Source organism: Rhodoligotrophos defluvii (assembly GCF_005281615.1).
Lineage (GTDB): Bacteria > Pseudomonadota > Alphaproteobacteria > Rhizobiales > Im1 > Rhodoligotrophos > Rhodoligotrophos defluvii.
In genome coordinates this window covers 1-20,098 of record NZ_SZZM01000005.1, presented here as the reverse complement: position 1 = coordinate 20,098, position 20,098 = coordinate 1, and the positions used below count along the sequence as shown (strand labels likewise).

General features: G+C 65.7%; 15 protein-coding genes. 7 read left to right on the top strand and 8 right to left on the bottom strand.

Annotated elements, in window-relative coordinates; translation table 11 throughout:
* Positions 1-113 precede the first annotated feature (113 nt).
* Positions 114-1,193, bottom strand: coding sequence for an ABC transporter substrate-binding protein (locus E4P09_RS19165; protein ID WP_137391254.1), 1,080 nt, complete (start codon positions 1,191-1,193; stop codon positions 114-116).
* Positions 1,194-1,587: 394 nt separating this feature from the next.
* A complete protein-coding gene (locus E4P09_RS19160) occupies positions 1,588-2,973 on the bottom strand; it encodes an aspartate aminotransferase family protein (protein WP_137391253.1) in 1,386 nt (461 codons plus the stop codon).
* Positions 2,974-3,274: 301 nt separating this feature from the next.
* Here E4P09_RS19160 and hpnC point away from each other — a divergent pair, with 301 nt between their 5' ends.
* From hpnC to E4P09_RS19130, 6 genes are all read left to right on the top strand, one after another.
* The gene (gene hpnC / locus E4P09_RS19155; RefSeq protein ID WP_137391252.1) at positions 3,275-4,147 is read left to right on the top strand and encodes a squalene synthase HpnC; all 873 of its coding nucleotides are present in this window, start codon (positions 3,275-3,277) and stop codon (positions 4,145-4,147) included.
* 269 nt (positions 4,148-4,416) lie between these two features.
* The gene (dxs, locus tag E4P09_RS19150; RefSeq protein WP_137391251.1) at positions 4,417-6,336 is read left to right on the top strand and encodes a 1-deoxy-D-xylulose-5-phosphate synthase; all 1,920 of its coding nucleotides are present in this window, start codon (positions 4,417-4,419) and stop codon (positions 6,334-6,336) included.
* A gap of 58 nt (positions 6,337-6,394) precedes the next feature.
* Positions 6,395-7,297 (top strand): presqualene diphosphate synthase HpnD, encoded by a 903-nt coding sequence (gene hpnD / locus E4P09_RS19145; protein ID WP_137391250.1) that lies wholly within the window; start codon positions 6,395-6,397, stop codon positions 7,295-7,297.
* Between the two features lie 53 nt (positions 7,298-7,350).
* Positions 7,351-8,619, top strand: coding sequence for a hydroxysqualene dehydroxylase HpnE (gene hpnE / locus E4P09_RS19140; RefSeq protein ID WP_137391249.1), 1,269 nt, complete (start codon positions 7,351-7,353; stop codon positions 8,617-8,619).
* Positions 8,620-8,692: 73 nt separating this feature from the next.
* Positions 8,693-10,693, top strand: a complete 2,001-nt coding sequence (shc, locus tag E4P09_RS19135) for a squalene--hopene cyclase (protein ID WP_137391248.1) — start codon at positions 8,693-8,695, stop codon at positions 10,691-10,693.
* A 16-nt stretch (positions 10,694-10,709) separates the two neighbouring features.
* Positions 10,710-11,378, top strand: a complete 669-nt coding sequence (locus E4P09_RS19130) for a phosphorylase family protein (protein WP_137391247.1) — start codon at positions 10,710-10,712, stop codon at positions 11,376-11,378.
* Here the strand turns inward: E4P09_RS19130 and hpnH are convergent.
* Positions 11,349-12,548: an adenosyl-hopene transferase HpnH gene (hpnH, locus tag E4P09_RS19125; RefSeq protein WP_137391246.1), complete on the bottom strand. Its 1,200-nt coding sequence runs from the start codon at positions 12,546-12,548 to the stop codon at positions 11,349-11,351. The genes E4P09_RS19130 and hpnH overlap by 30 nt on opposite strands.
* A 209-nt stretch (positions 12,549-12,757) precedes the next feature.
* Positions 12,758-15,343 carry an MMPL family transporter gene (locus E4P09_RS19120; RefSeq protein ID WP_137391245.1) on the bottom strand — a complete coding sequence of 862 codons (2,586 nt, stop codon included), beginning with the start codon at positions 15,341-15,343 and terminating at the stop codon, positions 12,758-12,760.
* Between the two features lie 101 nt (positions 15,344-15,444).
* On the opposite strand from E4P09_RS19120, the gene E4P09_RS19115 reads away from it, so the two are divergent.
* Entirely contained in the window at positions 15,445-15,795 is a 351-nt protein-coding gene (locus tag E4P09_RS19115; protein WP_137391244.1) for a hypothetical protein, read from the top strand.
* Here the strand turns inward: E4P09_RS19115 and pssA are convergent.
* The 4 genes from pssA to E4P09_RS19095 all read right to left on the bottom strand — a co-directional run.
* Positions 15,775-16,638 carry a CDP-diacylglycerol--serine O-phosphatidyltransferase gene (pssA, locus tag E4P09_RS19110; protein WP_137391243.1) on the bottom strand — a complete coding sequence of 288 codons (864 nt, stop codon included), beginning with the start codon at positions 16,636-16,638 and terminating at the stop codon, positions 15,775-15,777. The two genes, E4P09_RS19115 and pssA, sit on opposite strands and share 21 nt — an antisense overlap.
* A gap of 38 nt (positions 16,639-16,676) precedes the next feature.
* Positions 16,677-17,381 (bottom strand): phosphatidylserine decarboxylase, encoded by a 705-nt coding sequence (locus E4P09_RS19105; RefSeq protein ID WP_137391242.1) that lies wholly within the window; start codon positions 17,379-17,381, stop codon positions 16,677-16,679.
* 32 nt (positions 17,382-17,413) lie between these two features.
* Positions 17,414-19,456, bottom strand: a complete 2,043-nt coding sequence (locus tag E4P09_RS19100) for an ABCB family ABC transporter ATP-binding protein/permease (protein WP_137391241.1) — start codon at positions 19,454-19,456, stop codon at positions 17,414-17,416.
* 248 nt (positions 19,457-19,704) lie between these two features.
* Positions 19,705-20,098 (bottom strand): LysM peptidoglycan-binding domain-containing protein (locus E4P09_RS19095; protein WP_137391240.1); only part of this gene is annotated, 394 nt, incomplete at its 5' end.

The following is a 20,098-nucleotide window of genomic DNA, read 5'->3' as shown; positions in this document are numbered from 1 at the left end:
CCTTCAACCCGCCCATTGTTCTGATAACTTGCGTGCTGGCGCCTTGGTGTCCAGCCCTGCTTTTGTTCGAGGGGCACGGCGCCTCGCAGCCGCGCGCCCGTCGCAAGCCTGGTTCAGGCGGCGTTGATGCGGGTCCATGCCTCGTCGTAGAGGCGCGTCACCGCCTCGCCCTGGTAGAGACCGGGCTCGTAATTCTCCAAGGTTCCGGCAGGCGGGAAGATCACCGGGTTCTCCGTGTAGCTTTCCGGCAGAAGCTTCAGGGCCGCCGCATTGGGGGTTGCGAACTGAATGGCCTCGGCGATGGCGGCATTCACCTGCGGGTCGTTGATGAAGTTCAGGAACTTGTGCGCATTGTCCGGATGCGGCGCGCCGACGGGGATCGCCACGCAATCCTGCCAGAGAAGGCCGCCTTCCTTGGGCGCGACATAGCTCAGCTCGTCGTCCTCCTCCATGACCTGGAGGATGTCGCCGTTCCATTCCTGCACGATCACCACCTCGCCGGAGGCCAGCAGGTCCTGGCCGTTGTCGTCGGCGAACACCTTGATGCGCGGCTTCTGGGCAATGATCAGCTCTTCCGCCTGCTTGATCTGGGCGGGATCGGTGGTGTTCAGGGAATAGCCGAGATATTTGAGAGCCGCCTGGATGACGTTCTGGGCATCCCCCAGCAGGGCCAGGCGGCCGGCATAGGTGTCGGAATCGAACAGCCATTTCCAGCTGTCCGGCGTGCCCTCGACCTCGCCCTTGTTGTAGCCGATGCCGACCGTGCCCCACATATAGGGGAGCGAATACTTGCGGCCGGGATCGAAGTTGGCGTCCTGGAAGCGCTTCTCGATATTGGCGAAGTTCGGGATCTTGTCGTGGTCGAGCGGCATGAGCATGTTCGCCTTGATCATGCGCTCCACATAGTCGTTGGTGGGAACGATCACGTCATAGCCGGGATTGCCGCCCCTCAGCTTGGCGAACAGCTCGTCATTGTCGGCGAACAGGTCCATCTTGACCGCGATACCGGTCTCCTGCTGGAAGTCCGACAGCGTGTCGGGACCGATATAGGTATCCCAATTATAGAAGTTGAGCTTCTTCTCCTCCTCGGAAAACACGTCGCGACTGGCAAAGGTGAGCCCCATGGCGAAGACGGCGCTGCCCGCCAGAAACGAGCGGCGGCTGGGACGAAGACGCGGTTTCCTCATGGTCATGACACGACTCCCGGAATGGCTGGCTAGGGCACCTTAAGCGGATCCCGGCAAGTATTGAACTATGATCCGGTCCGTTCAATACCGTTATTAGTCCTGGAGGCTGTCAGCAGCCTCTAACCAATCGTCGTTTTCAGCCGTTTGTCATCGCGGCCCCTGGATGCCCGGCTTGGCACCTAGGCGCGGCCGGGACAAGACAAAATCGTCATCACAGGGCTTGACCCGGCAATCCAGGGCCAAGCGGAACGCCCAGGCCATGGCGCCCTTGGATGCTCCGGTCAAGCCGGGGCATGACGTAAGCTATGATTACCAAACAAAATCGTCGTCACCCGCCCTGACCCGGTGATCCAGGGCCGATAGAACCAAGGCCCGTCTTGGCATCCTCCCCGGGAGGATCCTATTCGACCAGGTGCTTCACGTCGCGATAGGTGAGATCGAAAGCCTGCCGCGCCAGGCTCACCATTTCATCGATCTCCTGCTCGGTGATGACAAAGGGCGGCGCCACGACCATGGTGTCCGCGCACGAACGCATGATCAGCCCCAGATCGAAGCAATGATCGCGGCAGACCAGGCCCACCGCGCCCAGGGGATTGAAGCGGGCGCGTGTCTTCTTGTTGCAGGTGAGCTCGCAGGCGCCGATCAATCCCATGGACCTCACCTCGCCGACAATGGGGTGATCGGCCAAGGTCGTGAGCCTGTCGTGGAAATAGGGTGCAAGGCGGCGGACGCGATCCACCAGGCCTTCCTCCTCCAGAATTCTCAGGTTCTCGTGGGCCACCGCGCAGGTGGTGGGGTGGCCCGAATATGTATAGCCGTGGAAGAACTCGCCGCCGTGCTCATGGAGGAAGTCGGCGACCTCGTCGGACACCGCCACGGCGCCGATCGGCAGGTAACCGGAGGACAACCCCTTGGCCATGGAGACCAGATCGGCCTCGATGCCGAAGGTGTCAAGGCCAAACCACTCGCCCGTCCGGCCGAAGCCGCAGACCACCTCGTCACAGATGAGCAGGACATCATACTGCTTGCAGATGCGGTTGATCTCCGGCCAGTAGGTCTGCGGCGGGATGATCACGCCGGCTGCGCCCTGGATCGGCTCGCCGATGAAGGCGGCGACGTTTTCCGGCCCGAGCTCGAGGATTTTGTCCTCCACCGCCTTGGCCGCCTTGAGCCCGAACTCGTCGGGCGTGAGCTCGCCGCCGAAATCGAACCAGTGCGGATGCAGCACGTGATGGAAGCCTGGCAGCGGCAGGTCTCCCTGCTTGTGCATGGGCTCCATGCCGCCGAGGCTCACGGTCGCCAGGGTCGAGCCGTGATAGGCATTGCGCCGGGCAATGAACGCCTTTTTCTGCGGCCTGCCGCGCAGGTTGTTGTAGTGCCGCACCAGGCGGATGATGGTGTCGTTGGCCTCGGAACCGGAGCTGACAAAGAAGATCTTGTTGAAGCGCTCAGGGAGGAGGCTGGCGATCTTGGCCGCGAGCGCGATCGCCGGTACGTTCGAGGTCTTGAAGAAGGTGTTGTAGTAGGGCAGCTCCAGCATCTGCCGGTAGGCGGCTTCGGCCAGTTCCTTGCGGCCATAGCCGACATTCACGCACCACAGGCCCGACATGGCATCGAGCATCCTGCGGCCGTCCGCATCCCACAGCCAGATGCGGTCCGCGTGGGTGATGATCCGCGTGCTGCCTTCCTGGTGCAGCAGCTTGTGGTTGGTGAAGGGATGCAGATGATGCGCGTGGTCCAGCGCGCGCAGCTCGTCCGGGTTCCGGTTGGTCGATTGAAGATCCATGGTTTTCTCTCCTGCTGTTGCCGATGCCACACGGTTCGGCGCGAACGCGACGGGGCGGTTACGCAGGAGACCTCACGGATTGTAGCCCATCCGGGCGCAGAGAATCAGAAGCTCGTCGTGAAGGGTTCGCGCAGTCATGACCACGGCTGGTGTGGTTTGACAAGGGGATCGGCGTATAGGCACGTGCATTCTCGTTTCTGGCGCAACCAGTGTGACCTATGCCGCGCGCGACCGTCAAGCAGAGGTACCCGCACGCAACTCGCTCTTGAGATCGCCGCAGAAATCAGCCAAACACCGGTGCATGATCGCCAATGCTGCCGGCCGGCCGCCGGCCTCGATTGAAGCCCCGTCGGGAAAGGGGGCCTCAGATGAGAACTTCCCCGTCGGGTCTTGGCTGCTGCCGGCCCGCCTGCGGCCGCATGTGGCCTGCTACTATGCCTTTGCCCGGGCGATCGACGACATTGCCGATGATCCGAAGCTTGCTTCGGCAGAGAAGCTAGCCCGGCTCGACCTGTTCGGCCGGGCCTTGCGCGATCCTGTCCTGGCCCAACAGCCGGGCCTGGAGAAGGCGGCAGCGGCTCGAGGCATGCTGGCGGCGACGGGCATCACCGACCAGCATTGCCTGGACCTGGTGTCGGCGTTCAAGCAGGACGCGGTGAAGAACCGGTACAAGACCTGGGCCGAGCTGATGGACTACTGCGACCGCTCGGCCTCGCCGGTCGGCCGCTTCCTCCTCGACCTCCATGGGGAGGACCAGGCGGGATACGTCTCCTCCGATGCGCTGTGCAACGCCTTGCAGGTGATCAATCATCTGCAGGATTGCGGAAAGGACCGCGCCAATCTCGACCGGGTCTACCTGCCCACCGACTGGCTGGATGCCGAGGGCGAGACGGTGGAGGCGCTGGACCGGCCGAGCGCCAGCGCGGGTCTGCGGCGCGTGCTGGACAAGTGTCTCGACGGTACGGAAGAGCTTCTGCGCGAGGCCGACCGCCTGCCGGGCCGGCTGAAGAGCCGCCGCCTCGCCATGGAGTCGGCGGTGATCGTCAAAATTGCCTGGCAGCTGGCGGATGAGCTTCGTCGCCGAGATCCCCTCGCAGAGCGTGTGGTTCTGACGAGGCCTCAATTTTTGCGATGCGGCGTCAGGGGCGTCCGAATGGCGTGGTTCGGGAACTGAGCCGCCCGCCATGGTTTTCACTATGGCAAAAGGGCCACATTTATCCGCCTTGGAAACTATAAAGCCATTGAAATCCCCACGTTTTGGGAAAGAGATTTGCCAGAAAGCCGGCCGATGTTAAAGTCTTTCCAAAGGAGCGTGCCTTGGACACGGGGGTGGCAGTGCGTGGTTGCCGCGCAATGAAGACAAGGTATTGACGGTCAAAACCACTGCTGGAGTGAAACCGGGCATCCGCTTCGACGGGGATGCGCTGAGTAATTCGAGGAAAAATGGTTGTTACACCGCTTCTAGATACGGTCGCGTGCCCGGCCGATCTGCGCAAACTCGACAAGCGTCTGTTGCGTCAGTTGGCGGACGAGTTGCGCGCCGAAACCATTGATGCCGCCGCCGTGACCGGTGGGCATTTCGGCGCCGGCCTGGGCGTCGTCGAGCTGACGGTTGCTCTGCACTACGTCTTCAACACGCCGGAGGACCGGCTGATCTGGGACGTGAGCCACCAGGCTTATCCGCACAAGATACTCACGAACCGGCGGGAACGGATCCGCAGCATCCGCCAGCGGAACGGGCTGCACGGCTTCACCAAGCGCACCGAGAGCGAATACGACCCTTTCGGTACCGCGCACAGCTCCACATCCATTTCAGCCGGGCTGGGCATGGCGGTCGCGCGCGACTTCGCCGGCCGCGACAATCATGTCATCGCCGTGATCGGGGATGGCGCCATGAGCGCCGGCATGGCTTACGAGGCCATGAACAATGCGGGCGCGCTCGATTCACGGCTGATCGTGATCCTCAACGACAATGGCATGTCGATCGCACCGGCTGTGGGGGCGCTGACCAACTACCTGTCGTGGTTGATTTCCTCGCGGCCGTTCCTGTCGCTGCGCGATATCGGCAAGCAGCTCGCCAGCCGTTTTCCCAAGAGCTTCCAGAAGGCCGCCGCCCGCGCCGATGAATATGCGCGCGGCATGCTGTTCGGCGGCACCTTGTTCGAGGAGCTGGGCTTCTATTACGTCGGCCCCGTCGATGGGCACGACATGGACTCGCTGGTGCCGATCCTGCAGAACGTGCGCGATGCGGACACGCTCGGCCCGATCCTGCTGCATGTGGTGACGGAAAAGGGCAAAGGGCATCCGTTCTCCAAGCCGCACGCGGAAAAGTACCATGCCGTCGGTAAGTTCGATCCCGTCACCTTCGAGCTCAAGACGGTGGCTTCGAACCATCCGACCTATACCCAGGTGTTCGCGGATGCCCTGATCAAGGAGGCGGAGAAGGACGAGAAGATCGTCGCCATCACCGCCGCCATGCCGGCGGGCACCGGTCTCGACAAGTTCGCGCAGCGCTTTCCCAAGCGGTGTTTTGACGTGGGCATCGCCGAACAGCACGCGGTGACCTTCGCCGGCGGGCTTGCCACCGAAGGCATGAAGCCCTTCGCTGCCATCTATTCCACCTTCCTGCAGCGCGCCTACGACCAGGTGGTGCACGACATCGCCCTGCAGCATCTGCCGGTGCGCTTCGCGATTGACCGGGCCGGCCTCGTCGGCCAGGACGGACCGACGCACGCGGGCAGCTATGACGTGACCTATCTCGCCTGCCTGCCCGATTTCATCGTGATGGCGGCGGCGGACGAGGCGGAGCTCGTGCATATGGTGGCGACCGCCGCCTCGATCGACGACCGGCCCTGCTCGTTCCGCTATCCGCGCGGCGAGGGCGTCGGGGTCGAGCTGCCGCAGGAAGGCGTGCCACTGCCCATCGGCAAGGGCCGCATCATCGAGGAAGGCACCAAGGTGGCGCTCCTGTCCTTCGGCACGCGCCTTGGCGAGTGCCGCAAGGCGGCCGCTGAATTGAAGGCCCTGGGGCTTTCGACCACGGTTGCGGACGCGCGGTTCGCCAAGCCGCTGGATGAAGACCTCATCCGTCAGCTGGTGCTGCATCACGAGGTGCTGATCACCATCGAGGAGGGCGCGATCGGCGGGTTCGGCTCGCACGTGCTGCATTTCCTCGCGGGGAACAATCTGCTGGACCGCGGTGCCAGGGTGCGGACGATGTGCCTGCCCGATCGCTTCATCCTGCATGGCGCGCCCAACGAGCAGTACGAGGATGCCGGCCTGCAGGCCCAGCATATCGTGGCCGAAGTGTTCAAGGCTATCGATCGGGAGCATCGGGTGCTCGAGCTCAAGGCCAAGGCTTGAGGCCTGAGGCCCGGCCTCAGCGTACTCGACCCGTTCCATCATGGTTGCCGCCGGTCCCATGCCTGGCCAACAAACTGGCCGAAGCGCGATCAATCTCCCGGACGAGTTCGGTGAGGCCAGTCGCGCGCAGGTCGAAGCGGTGGTCCGCAATGCCTCCTCCTCGTTCTTCTGGGCGATGCGCATTCTGCCGCGCGCCAAGCGCGAGGCGATCTTCGCGGTCTACGCCTTCTGCCGGAACGTCGACGACATCGCGGACGAGGAGGCGCCGCTTGATGAGAAGCGCGCCGGTCTCGACGCCTGGAGGGGGCAGATCGATGCGCTTTACGGAGATGGCCGGCTCGACCATCCGCTGGCCAAGGCTCTGGCCGGTCCGGTTCGCGACTATGGGCTCATGAAGGCCGATTTCGAGGCGGTGATCGACGGCATGGCCATGGATGCGGGGGAGCCGATCTTCGCTCCCTCCTCGGTCGAGCTCGACCTCTATTGCGACCGGGTCGCCTGCGCGGTCGGACGGCTGTGCGTGCATATCTTCGGCGAGCCGAATGCCCGCGGGCGGGCCGTGGCCGATGCTTTGGGCCGCGCCTTGCAGCTCACCAACATCCTGCGCGACGTGCACGAGGATGCTGAGCGCGGACGGCTTTACCTGCCGCGGGAGCTGCTGGACCGGCACGGCATCACCGCCGGCTCGGCGCAGGCAGTCGTCCGGCATCCCGCCTACCCCGCTCTGTGGCGCGACCTTGCACGGCGGGCGGAAGAGGCTTTCGTCCGCTCCCGCGAGGCGCTCAAGGCCTGCGACCGGCGCAAGATGCGGCCCGCGCGCATCATGATGGAAGTCTACCAGCGTGATCTCACGCGGATGATGGCCCTGCCCGACCGCGATCTCGCCGACCCCCGCGTGTCGAAGCGACGGGTGGGCAAGGGCGAGCGGCTGCTGATCGCCCTGCGCTACGCCATTCTCTAGATGCTCGCCGGATCTGTTCTTGCTAAGGAGGGCACAAAGCCATCGTCCGGTCCATGTCACATGTCCACATCATAGGCGCAGGTCTTGCGGGGCTCTCGGCGGCGGTCGAGCTGTCCAAGGCCGGGTTCGCCGTCAAGCTGTGGGAGCAGGCGGTGCGCGCCGGCGGCCGCTGCCGCTCGTTTCATGACGCGGCCCTCGACCGGCTGATCGACAATGGCAACCACCTGCTGCTCTCGGGCAATCGCTCGGCGGCACGGTTTCTCGAAACGATCGGCGCCGCCGACCGGCTGATCGGGCCCGAGCGTGCCCGGTTTCCTTTCCTGGACGTGCGCACGGGGGCGCGCTGGATGATCGCGCCCAATCGCGGCCGCCTCCCCTGGTGGATGTTCTCGCCGTCTCGCCGGGCGCCGGGAACCCGCGCCGGAGACTATCTGGCCGGTCTGCGCTTGCTGCGCGCCCACCCCAAGGCCACGGTGAGCGAAGTTCTGGCGGTGGATGACCGCGCCATGGAGCTCTACTGGGACCCGCTGGTGGTGGCGGTGCTCAATGCGCCGCCCGACCACGCAGCAGCAACGCTGCTGAAGCCGCTTCTGACGGAGATCTTCGCCCGGGGCGGCGCGGCCTGCCGCCCCCGCATCGCCGCACGCGGGCTTTCCGACACCTTCATTGAGCCGGCGCTGCATTGGCTTGCCGGACGCGGCGCAGAGATCGCCTACGGGGCACGCCTTGCCAGCATTGTGCACGATGGCAAGCGGCTTACCGCCTTGAACCTTACCCGCGAGGCGGTCGACCTCGGCCCTGATGATCATGTGGTTCTGGCGGTGCCGGCGCCGGTTGCCGCGGATATCCTGCCCGGGCTCGCGGTGCCGGAGGCGCATGCGCCGATTGTCAACGTGCATTTCCGGCTCGACCGGCCGGCGCGGCTTCCCGAGGACCTTCCCCTGATCGGCATCGTCGGTGGCGTGGCGCAATGGGTTTTCGTGCGGGACGACGTGGCATCGGTCACCGTCAGCTCCGCGCAGGCGCTGGCCGAGCAGTCGGCGGAGGCGGTTGCCGAGGCGGTGTGGGCGGACGTGGCCAAGGCGCTCGATCAGCCCCTGGCGCCCATGCCGCCCTGGCGGGTCATCAAGGAGCGCCGCGCGACATTCGAGCAGACGCCGCAGCAGGTGGCATTGCGCCCGAAGCCGCAGACGCGGTTCACGAATCTGGTGCTGGCGGGGGATTGGACCGCGACCGGGCTGCCGGCCACCATCGAGGGCGCGATCCGGTCGGGCCATTTTGCCGCCGAAGCTCTCATTAAGCCCAACACCGCTTCAGCTTGACAAACCCCCGCCGACGCGCAACTCAACCGCTGCAAATTCATTGTGAGCTACCGAGGCCCATCGAAGGAAGATCATGACATTCACAGCCACCGGCCACCGGACCAGTGCAACTGCGAAAGGACCGGAAAGCGTCGATGCGGATCTCTTTCGCCGGATCGATCAGACCGTCGCCGAGGCGGCGCAGTCGCTGGCCGCCTTGCAGCAGCCTGACGGGCATATCCTGTTCGAGCTCGAAGCCGACGCGACCATCCCGGCAGAGTACATATTCCTCAACCACTTCCTCGGGGATCTTGAACCGGAGATCGAGGCCGAGCTGGGTGAATATCTGCGGTTGACCCAGTCGGACAAGCATGACGGCTGGCCGCTCTATTATGACGGGGATTTCAACATCTCCGCATCCGTCAAGGCCTATTTCGCCTTGAAGCTGATCGGCGACGACCCGGAAGCGCCGCACATGGTGCGGGCCCGCAACGCCATCCTGGCCCATGGCGGGGCGGAGACGTCCAACGTGTTCACGCGCTATGCCCTTGCGCTGTTCCGCGAGGTGCCATGGCATGCGGTGCCGGCCATGCCGATCGAGCTCATGCTCATGCCGCGCTGGTTCCCGGTGAACATGTGGAAGTTCTCCTACTGGTCGCGCACGGTGATCGCGCCGCTGCTGATCCTGGCATCGCTCCGGCCCAAGGCGGTCAATCCGAACGGCGCGACCTGCCGCGAGATCTTCTGCACGGCCCCTGAAAAGGTCAAGCAATGGCTGACCAATCCCACTGGCAGCGCCTGGGGCGAATTCTTCCTCAACCTGGACAAGATCCTGCAGCCGACCGAGAAGCACGTATTCCCGAGGCTGTTCACACGCAAGCGGGCGCTCAAGGCGGCGGTCGACTTCATCACGCCGCGGCTCAACGGCGAGGACGGGCTCGGCGCGATCTTCCCGGCCATGGCCTATACATCCATGGCCTTCCGTGCGCTCGGCTATCCCGATGATCATCCGGACGCCCGCATCGTGCGGCAGTCCGTGCGCAAGCTCATCGTCGAGCATCGCGACAAGCGGGCCGACCGGCCGCGCTATGTGCAACCCTGCGTATCACCGGTCTGGGATACGGCGCTTGCGGGACATGCCCTCGCCGAAGCCAAGATCGACAAGGCTGATGGGCACATTGCCAAGGCCTGCGAATGGCTGGTCGGGCGGCAGATCACGGATGTGAAGGGCGACTGGGCCATCAACGCGCCGGATCTGGAGCCTGGCGGCTGGGCCTTCCAGTATCGCAACGACTACTACCCCGATGTGGACGACACGGCGGTGGTGGGCATGCTGCTGCACCGCATGGATCCCGAGGCGCACAAGCAGGCCATCGAGAAGGCGCTGGTGTGGATCGAGGGCATGCAGAGCAGCAACGGCGGCTGGGGCGCCTTCGACATCGACAACAATGCGGATTTCCTCAATTCCATCCCGTTCGCCGATCACGGCGCCCTGCTCGACCCGCCCACGGCAGATGTGACCGCCCGATGCCTGAGCTTCCTGGCGCAGGCGGGCTATCCGCGCGAGCATCCCGTCATTCAGCGCGGCATCGCGTTCCTCAAGGCCGAGCAGGAGGAAGACGGCTCGTGGTTCGGGCGCTGGGGCACGAACTACGTCTATGGCACCTGGTCGGTGTTGTGCGCGCTGAATGCCGTCGGCGAAGACATGCAGGCGCCCTATGTGCGCAAGGCGGTCGACTGGCTGCTCAAATGCCAGCGCGAGGACGGCGGCTGGGGCGAGGACGGCGCCACCTACTGGACGGAACGCAAGGGGGAGGCCAAGGAATCGACCGCGTCGCAGACCGCCTGGGCGCTGCTCGCGCTCATGGCCGCCGGAGAGGTCGATCATCCGGCTGTTTCCCGCGGCGTGCGGCACATTCTGGAGACCCCGCGCGAGGGCGCGAACTGGAAGGAGCCGTGGTACACGGCCGTGGGTTTCCCGCGGGTCTTCTATCTCCGCTATCACGGCTACAGCTCCTATTTCCCGATCTGGGCCCTTTCCCGCTTCCGCAACCTGAAGCGCGGCAACAGCAAGCAGGTGCTGTGGGGCATGTGATCCGGCCAGTGGCGCCATGACCACGCTGCCGGTGAAACCTGGCATTGTCACCGGGCTCGTGTTCGAGGCCGAGATCGTGCGCCATGCCGCGCCGCAGCAGCTCGTCGCCTGTCATGGACCGGGGCTAAACCAGGCCGAGGCGGCCGCGCGGGATCTGATCCGCCAGGGCGCCGACGGACTGGTCAGCTTCGGTGTTGCCGGCGCACTCGATCCGGCCTTGCGCTCGGCCACCGCGCTGATCCCCGCACGGGTGCTCGACGAGAGCGGGGCCGCCCACATCTGCAGCCCGATATGGCGCGGCGCGATCCTGGCCCATGCGCCGGCGCTGGAGGGCCAAGGCGATCTGCTCAGCGTGGCCAGCCCGGTGACCGGTCCGGCTGACAAAGCGGTGCTGCGGGAGAGAACCGGGGCCCGTGCCGTCGACATGGAAAGCCTGGCTGTTGCCCGGGCAGCGGAGGCTCACGGCCTGCCTTTCATCGCGCTGCGGGCGGTGCTGGACGAGGCGGAGGACGTCATCCCAGCGACAGCGATGGCCGGAATGCGGGCTGACGGACGGACAGACATGGGCGCCACCCTTGCCGCGCTGGCGCGCCGGCCGCAGGACCTGCCGGCGCTCGTCCGCTTGGCCCGCGCCAATGCTGCGGCGGGCAAGACGCTAGCTCGCCTTGCTCATCTCGTCGCTTGAGCCGGTCCGGTCGAGCAAGGTGACCTTGGCGCGCTTGGCCTGCTTCTGTTGCGGATTCTCGTGAATCTCCGCCAGGACCTGGTTCACATGGCTCTCGAACACGTATTGGGCCGGGCGCTGCTTGTCGAGCGCGATCTCCGGCGCCATCCCGCCTTCGGTGCGAACACCGCCCAGCCACACCTTCAGGGCCTTGAGCGGCTTGGCGATGGTGTCATTGACGGCGGTGGGCTCGAAGCCGCAATGCACCATGCAATTGGCGCACTTCTCGTACTTGCCGGTGCCGTAGCTGTCCCAGTCGGTGGTCTCCATCAGCTCCTTGAAGGAGGAGACATAGCCTTCGCCGATGAGATAGCAGGGCTTCTGCCAGCCGAAGATGTTGCGGGTAGGATTGCCCCAGGGCGTGCAGGAATAGTTCTGGTTGCCTGCCAGGAAGTCGAGATAGAGGCTCGACTGGTTGAAGATCCACTTGGTCGCGCTTTGCTTGCCCCGGCGGAAGATGTCGCGGAACAGGTCCTTGGTCTGGCGGCGCGACAGGAAGTGGTCCTGGACCGGGGCGCGCTCATAGGCATAGCCTGGCGAGACGGTGATCCCTTCCACGCCAAGCCCCATGACGAAATCGAAGAACTCGGCCGTCCGTTCGGCGTTGGCGGTGTTGAACAGGGTGCAGTTCACGGTCACGCGGAAGCCGCGCTTCACCGCTTCCTGAATGGCTTCGACCGCGCGGTCGAAGGTGCCCTCCTGCGCAACAGCATGGTCGTGCTCTTCCTTCAGCCCGTCGAGATGGATCGAAAAGGTGAGGTAAGGGCTCGGCTTGAACAGGTCGAGCTTCTTCTTCAGCAGCAGCGCGTTTGTGCAGAGATAGACGAACTTCTTGCGCGCGATGATCCCGTCGACGATCTGGTCGATCTCCTTGTGGATCAGCGGCTCGCCGCCCGGAATGGACACGATCGGCGCCCCGCATTCGTCGACCGCCTGCAGGCATTCCTCCACCGAGAGGCGCTTGTCGAGGATCTGCTTGGGGTAATCGATCTTGCCGCAGCCGGGGCAAGCGAGATTGCACCGGAACAGCGGCTCGAGCATGAGCACCAGCGGATAGCGCTTGTTGCCGACGATCTTCTGCTTGAGGATATAGGCCCCCACGCGCGCCTGCTGGATGAACGGTACTGCCACAGCGGCCTCTTGTTTGATCGCCTCGAAACGGGACGGCACTTGTCAGGAGCCGTCACCCGGTGAAAAATCCTGAGGCCCCCAAGACCAGCGTTCAGCAATGGCTGAAAACGGCCTCGACCGTCAAGTGCGACATAGGCGTCAGGCGGCCCTGTTGAAGGCCGAGGGTTAATTTGGCGTGGCCTGTGCCTTCCTCGCCGCAGCTCTCCGGCCTATTTCCGGTACCTGGGCTGTGTGAGCTGCACCAGGGTGGGCAGCACGAGAAAAATGCAGACGAGCAGCAAGGCAACGCCGATCAACAGGAATTGTCCGACCGCGACCAGCATCGGCACGGGCGACATCAGCAGAACGCCGGCGGCCGCGATGGTCGCCAGCATCGACCAGAGCACGGCGCGCGGCGTGCTTGGCCTGCTCATGCCGCTGAACCGGATACTCTCCCGCGCCCGCATGATCATTTTCACGCAATTGCCCACGCCTATGCCGATGAGGACCGGCAGCGCCAGCAGAGCCATTGGCACGATCTTCAAATCCATGACCACGGTCGCACCGCTGAGGATCAGCCCCGCCAGGCCGATCGGCACCGAGACGAGGAACACGTCATAGGCCTTGGGCAGAAGCAGCAACAGCAGGAGAGCTATTCCGGCGGCGGCGACCGCGAGCACGCGGAGCGTGGAGAGTTTCAGGAAATGGCCGGTCTCGACGGCATCGATCGCGGGGCCGCTTGCGCCAGGCGCAACGGCACGGACGGCGTTGGCGAAACGGTGGAGCTGGTCGGTCTGGCGGAGATCGCCCGTGGCTTTGACCTCGACCAGGTAGTCGCCGGCCGGACTGACATAGCGCCGCTTCAGGTCGGGATCGAGCGTGTCGAGCGAGATGCGGCTCGCCTCGGCAAGGGTGCGGATCTTGGCCGTGGTCTCGCGCAGGCTGCCAACGAGAGCCGCATCGAGCGCTGCGGCGGCGGCGGTCTTGTCACCGGCCCTGGCGATGAACTTCTCCATGGTGCCGTCCAGGGTCTGCGCGGCGGCGCGGGCGGCCGGCGGCACGTCCGCACGGGCGATGCCGCTGATGGCTTCGGTGAACTGGTCGAGCGCGTTCGCCTCCGCGCCATGCTGCAGGCCGGCGGCTATGATTTGCGAGCCCTCCGGCTCTTGGCCCACTTGGTCGAGGGTCGCCTGGATGCCGCGCAGCAGGGCGAGCTTCGTGCCCTGCTCGCCGGGGATGTAGCTCAGGACGCTGGTCACGCCCGCAACCTCGGGCAGCGCTTCGAGGCGGGCGACGAGCGTCTGGGCCTCGTCCAGGCTCTTGGCGACCGCATGGGCAGCGGCTTGCGGCGGCAGGCTGGCGCCATAATCGAGATCGCGATCGAACTGCACCTGAGGCAGGAGCAGCAGCGCGGTGATGGCAGCGATCATGATCGGCAGCGTGATCGCGAGGCGGACCGGCTGGGCCGTGAGCGCGGCGCCCACCGCCTGCAGGACCGTGTGGACGGCGGGCGCCGGGCGCCGCGGCGCGATCGGCAGCAGCGTCAGCAGGGCGGGCATGGCCGCCATGGTCACCAGCCACGCGATCACCATCGCCACGGCGGCGAACATCGCCAGCCGGGCGATGCCGGCCAGATCGGTAATCCAGAATGCGGCAAAGGCCACGACCATGACCAGGGCACAAATCAGAAGCGGCGGGCCGAAGGAGCGGGCTGCATTGGCAAGCGCACGGTCGTGGTCACGGCCGTTGAGCCGTTCCTCGCGATAGCGTAGGGCGGCGAGCAGCGGGCCATCGGCGCTCAGGCCGATGAGGACAATGGCCAAAATCAGGCCGGGCAGCGAGATCGTGCCCAGCAGGAGCCCCGCTGCACCGGCGATCAGGGCAAGGCTGAACAGCGAGGCCATGACACAGGCGAGAAACAGCTCGGTGGAGCGCACCCCCAGCAGAACGATCACCACGACCGCGCCCAACGCCAGCAGCAGCGCCTGCACGGCCCAATCGGTGAGCCGGCCGAGGTCGAGACCACCGGCGCCAGGGCTCACCAACACCGAGACCCGGGCGGCACCGGACGCGGTGAGCGCGGGATCGGCGGCCAGCCGGCGCAACATCGCCAGCGCCTCGGGCTGGTGCTCGAGCCCGATCGATATGGTCCAGCGCTGCCGGTTCTGATTGAGATCGCCCACCAGGATGCCCTGCCAGTCGGCCACCGCGGGCCGGCCATCCATGAGGCTCTGCACCACCCGGTCGAGCTCGGTCAGCAGCGCGGTGCCTTCCGGCGGGAAGATGTGCATCTGGGCGGCGATGCCGAGCTGGTCGAGTGCCGTGGCCAGGCCGACCAGGTCCGGCTGGGTGGACAAGAGCTCGATCAGCGGCATCCAGCGCTGCAGTCGGGTGGCCACGGCTTCGGTCTCCTGGGGAGAGAGCAGCAGGAGACCGTTCTGCTCGTAGAACGGGCCGAGGCCGGGGGCGAACACGCCGCTGAACAGGCTCGGCCGATCACGCACAGCGGCGAGCAGACGGCTTGCCGTCTCGCGCGCGACGACCGGGTCGTCGGACTCGATCACCGCGACGACGCCATCGCCGCCGATCCATGGAAATTGGGCTTCGGCGGCTCTGGCATCCTCCCGGAACGGCACGTCCCTGGCGATGATCCGGGTGTCGCGGAAGTCGAAGTCGAGCCTGTCATAGCCGAGATAGGCGCAGGCGCAGGCCAGCGCGACCAGGCAAAGCACCAGCAGCAGCGGGCGGCGCGCCGCCCGGGGGGCCCAAGCGGCAGCCATGGCGCCGAGCTTGATATCCATACGCGACAACAGCATCAGGACCTGTTCATTTCACGCATGCTCACCATAGGATCTTGTTTTTTCTGTGCTAGCTGTCGTGCTTCTATACTGATCCGCCCGTCGAGAGGGAGCCGTCCATGTCGAAAGCACGGTGGAGCATCAGCTGCTGTGCCGCGCTGCTCATCGCGAGCACGGGCGGCATGGCGCTCGCTTCCGAGGACCTGGAGAACACCCCGTCCGGTCAGTGCTGGCACGAGCATACGCTGTGCAACGAGGCGGCCTTTGGCGAAGAAGCTTGGCGCGGCGCCTGCTATGCCGATCTCACCAGCTGCCTCAAAACCGTGCGGCCGGCGCGCTGCATGCCCGGCGCGGCGCGCTTCTGCGCCGATTTCCTCGCCCGGTGTCAGGATGTCGGCGCAGGCTCGCCCAGCATGCAGGAGCAGTGTCAGGCCGATCACGACGCCTGCCTATTGAGCTTCGGGTGTTGAGGCCTGCGCCTCGCCATTGCGCTGCGCGGCGAGCCGCAGCTGGTATTCCCGGGCCTGGCGCTTGTAGCTGCGGTAGCCGATCGGCAGCATGACGAGGTAGGCCAGCGCCAGCGCGGTGAGCACGTGCCAGGGAAAGCTGATCAGGAGCGCGATGAACAGCACCATCAGCAGCAGGATCGGCAGCACGATATCCCGCCGCACCCGCTGGCCCAAGGTCTTGCCGGACAGGGTCGGCAGCTTGCTGACCATCAACACCGCGATGATGGCGGTATAGGGCAGGATGAACCAGGCGGCGTCGCGGCCGTCAGGGATGATCCCGAGGAATCCGAGGAAGAGAGGCGCCAGGGCGAGGCCGGCGCCGGCCGGTGCCGGCACGCCGGTGAAGAAGTTGCTCATGTAGGGGGGCGCATCGGGATCATCCAGCGCCACGTTGAACCGCGCGAGCCGCAAGGCGCAGCAGATGGCCAGCACCAGGCACACGATCCAGCCGATGCTCTTGAGCGTATGGAGTGACCAGAGATAGAGCAGCACCGCGGGTGCGACGCCGAAATCCACGAAATCCGCAAGCGAATCGAGTTCCGCCCCGAAGCGGGAGGTCCCCTTGAGCAGGCGCGCGATGCGGCCATCGAGGGCGTCGAGCAGTATGGCCAGGATGATGCCGCCGACCGCCAGCTCGAACCGGCCTTCCACACCGAGGCGGATGGCGGTCACCCCGGCACAGAGGGCCAGCAGGGTGATGAGATTGGGCAGGAGAAAGCGGACCGGCACCTGCTTGAAGCGGCGCAACCGGCGCTCGCGGGATCGCTGAACCGGATCAAGCGATTCGCTGCCGCGCCACTCCATTCACCACTCCTTCCCGTTGGGATGAACGCTCACCAATATCACCCAAGCCGCGCCTGGCGTTCCGGCTCGGGCGAATGAAGGTCGGCAAGCACCGTCTCGCCTGCGACCGCCCGCTGGCCAATCGCCACCAGCGCCGTCTTGCCCGGGGGCAGGAACACGTCGACGCGGCTGCCGAAACGGATGAGCCCCACCCGCTCGCCCACCTGCACCTGGGTTTCCGGCCGCACGAAGGGCACGATGCGCCGCGCGATCAGCCCGGCGATCTGCACCATGCCGATATCCGTTCCGTCTGCCGCTTCGATGACCATGGCTTGGCGCTCGTTGTCTTCGCTCGCCTTGTCCAGCTCCGCGTTGATGAACTTGCCGGGTATATAGTTCATCCGGGTGACGCGGCCCGACACGGGCGCCCGGTTCACATGCACGTCGAACACGTTCATGAAGATGGAGATGCGCATCCGCGGCTCCAGGCCGAAGCCGAGCTCCGGCGGCGGCACCACCGATTGAATCGCGCTGATGCGCCCGTCGGCCGGGCTGATCACCAGCCCCTCGCGCAAGGGCGTCACCCGGTCGGGATCGCGGAAGAAATAAGCGCACCACAGGGTCAGAATCACGCCGATCCAGCCGAGCGTGTCGGAAACCAGCCAGAACAGCAGCAGGGTGATCACCGCGAAAATGGCGATGAAGCGATAGCCTTCCCGGTGGATTGGCGTCAGCGCCGCCCGGATCGATGCCAGAATGTCCATAGCCGCTCAACGTCCTTTGATGGCGCCGCGCATCAGCGCCCGGCAATCTCTTCCGGTGCACGCGCCCCGGACGCGTGCGCCCCGGGCGCACGCGCCGTTGCCGCACGATCCTCCACATCAGGCCGCGAGTCGGCAATGTCTGTTTCATCGACCCTGTGGATACCATCATCATCCAGCCCATGATCATCGGCAGGGAACGGCTCGCTGAAGGGGAATTCGGCCTCCTCGATAACCTCGCGCGCATGCTCCTCCTCGCGCTGCCGGTTCCACATGCCGGCATAGATGCCGCCGCGGGCCAGAAGGGCTGAATGGGTGCCGCGCTCGGCGATACGGCCGTCGACCAGAACGATGATCTCATCCGCATCCACCACGGTCGACAGGCGGTGGGCAATGACCAGCGTGGTGCGGTTGCGCGAAACCTGGCTCAGGGCTGCCTGGATTTCCCGCTCCGTATGGGTGTCGAGCGCCGAGGTCGCCTCGTCCAGCACCAGGATCGGCGGCCCCTTCAGTATGGTGCGCGCGATCGCCACGCGCTGCTTCTCACCCCCCGACAGCTTGAGCCCGCGCTCGCCCACGATGGTCTTGTAGCCGTGGGGCAGCCCCATGATGAACTCATGCACCTGCGCGAGCCTTCCGGCTTCGATGATCTCCTCGTCGCTGGCGCCGGGCCGGCCATATTCGATGTTGTAGCGGATCGAATCGTTGAACAGCACCGTGTCCTGCGGGACCATGCCGATGGCGCGGCGCAGGCTCACCTGGGTGACATCGGCGATGGATTGTCCGTCGATGCGGATCGTGCCGCGGTTCACGTCGTAGAATCGATAGAGGAGGCGCGAGATGGTCGACTTGCCGGCGCCGGACGGACCGACGATCGCCACAGTCGCGCCGGCGGGCACCGTGAAGCTCACCCCACGCAGGATCGGCCGCTCGGGGTCGTAGGCGAAATGCACGTCGTCGAACACGATCTCGCCGGCGCTGACGCGCAAATCCGGCGCGCCGGGCTTGTCCCTGATCTCCGGCGCCACGCCGAGCAGCTGGAACATGGCCTCGATATCGATCAGCCCCTGCTTGATGTCGCGATAGGTGGAACCGAGGAAGTTCAGCGGCATGTAAAGCTGGATGAGAAAGGCATTGATCAGCACGAAGTCGCCTACGGTCATGGCGCCTGAGACCACGTCGCGCGCGGCCATGATGGTGATGGCGGCCAGCCCGATGGTGAAGATGACGATCTGGCCGGAGTTGAGCACCGCAAGCGAGGTCATGGTGCGGGTCGCCGCCTTTTCATAGCGCGCCATGGACCTGTCGAAGCGGCTCGCCTCGTGCTCCTCGTTGGCGAAATATTTCACCGTCTCGAAGTTGAGCAGGCTATCGATGGCCTTGGTGTTAGCGTCGGTATCCGCATCGTTCATGGCGCGGCGCAGGCCCAGGCGCCACTCCGTCGCCCGGTAGGTGAAGGCGATGTAGAACAGCACGGTGACCGCCGTCACCGCCGCATACACCCAGCCGAACTGCCAGGCGAGAATGCCGCAGACGAACGACAGCTCCACCAGCGTCGGCACGGTGTTGAACACCGAGTAGCGCAGGATGGTCTCGATGCCCTTGGTGCCGCGCTCGACGATGCGGCTCAAGCCGCCGGTGCGGCGCTCCAGGTGGAAGCGCAACGACAGATCGTGCAGATGGCGAAAGGTGCGGTCCGCCAGTCTGCGCACCGCGCTTTGCCCGACCCGGGCGAACAGCCCGTCTCTCAGTTGCGCGAACAGCACCATGGCGATGCGCCCCGCCGCATAGGCGAGGATCAGGGCCAGGGGCACTGCCGCCACGGCGAGTGCTGCACCCGGGGCCCGCGCCGCATCTGCCGCACTTACCGGCGCCAGGGCGTCCACCGCGTATTTGAAGGCGTAAGGGGTTGCCACGGTGGTGATCTTGGCCGCCACCAGCGCAATGAGCGCGAGCACCACCCGGAGCCGCAGGTCTGGCCGATGCTCGGGCCAGAGGTAAGGCAGCACCGCCCGCATGGTGGCGATATGGCCGCTACGCGACGGTGCTGGTGGCATGGCCTTTGTGTCTGCGGGCATCGGGTCCCTGGATCATGGTGGCAGGCCGCGAGATGGCTTCGGGCACGGCAGCGATGCCGAACGCTGGCTCTGCCGGCGCCGCATCCCGGCCGATTGGCCGCTCGACGCCCCTCTGGCCGCAGCCGGCCTTTGGCTTCATGCGGTATTTAGGCCGTTTCGCGCCGCAATCAAATGCAACCCGCGGAATTCCCGGCCGTCCGCGCGAAGAGCTCCATGCGCCAGAGCCCGCCGCAAAGGCCAGAGGTGGGTCAGTCCACCGGCACCTCCTCCATGGGCCGGCGGCGCCCCGGCGGGATGGTTTCGGGCGGTGATACGCCCGGCGTGGCGAAGATCTGCCCGGGATAGATCAAGTCGGGATCGCGGATCTGATCCTTGTTGGCCTCGTAGATCACGGTGTAATGGACGCCCTTGCCGTAGATCACACGGGCGATGCGCCAGAGATTGTTGCCGGGCTGGATGACCACACGGCCACTGCCTTCCGTTGTCTCCGCGTCGGCCGTTGCCGGCGCGACCGGCTCAGGCTCCGGCGCGGCCACGGCCGGGGCCGGTTCCGAAGCAGGTGCCGCCGGTTCGGGCGCGGCCGCCGGCGCAGGCGGTGCGGGCTCCGCGGCCGCCGGCTGCTGCGCGGGCTCCGCCGTCGCC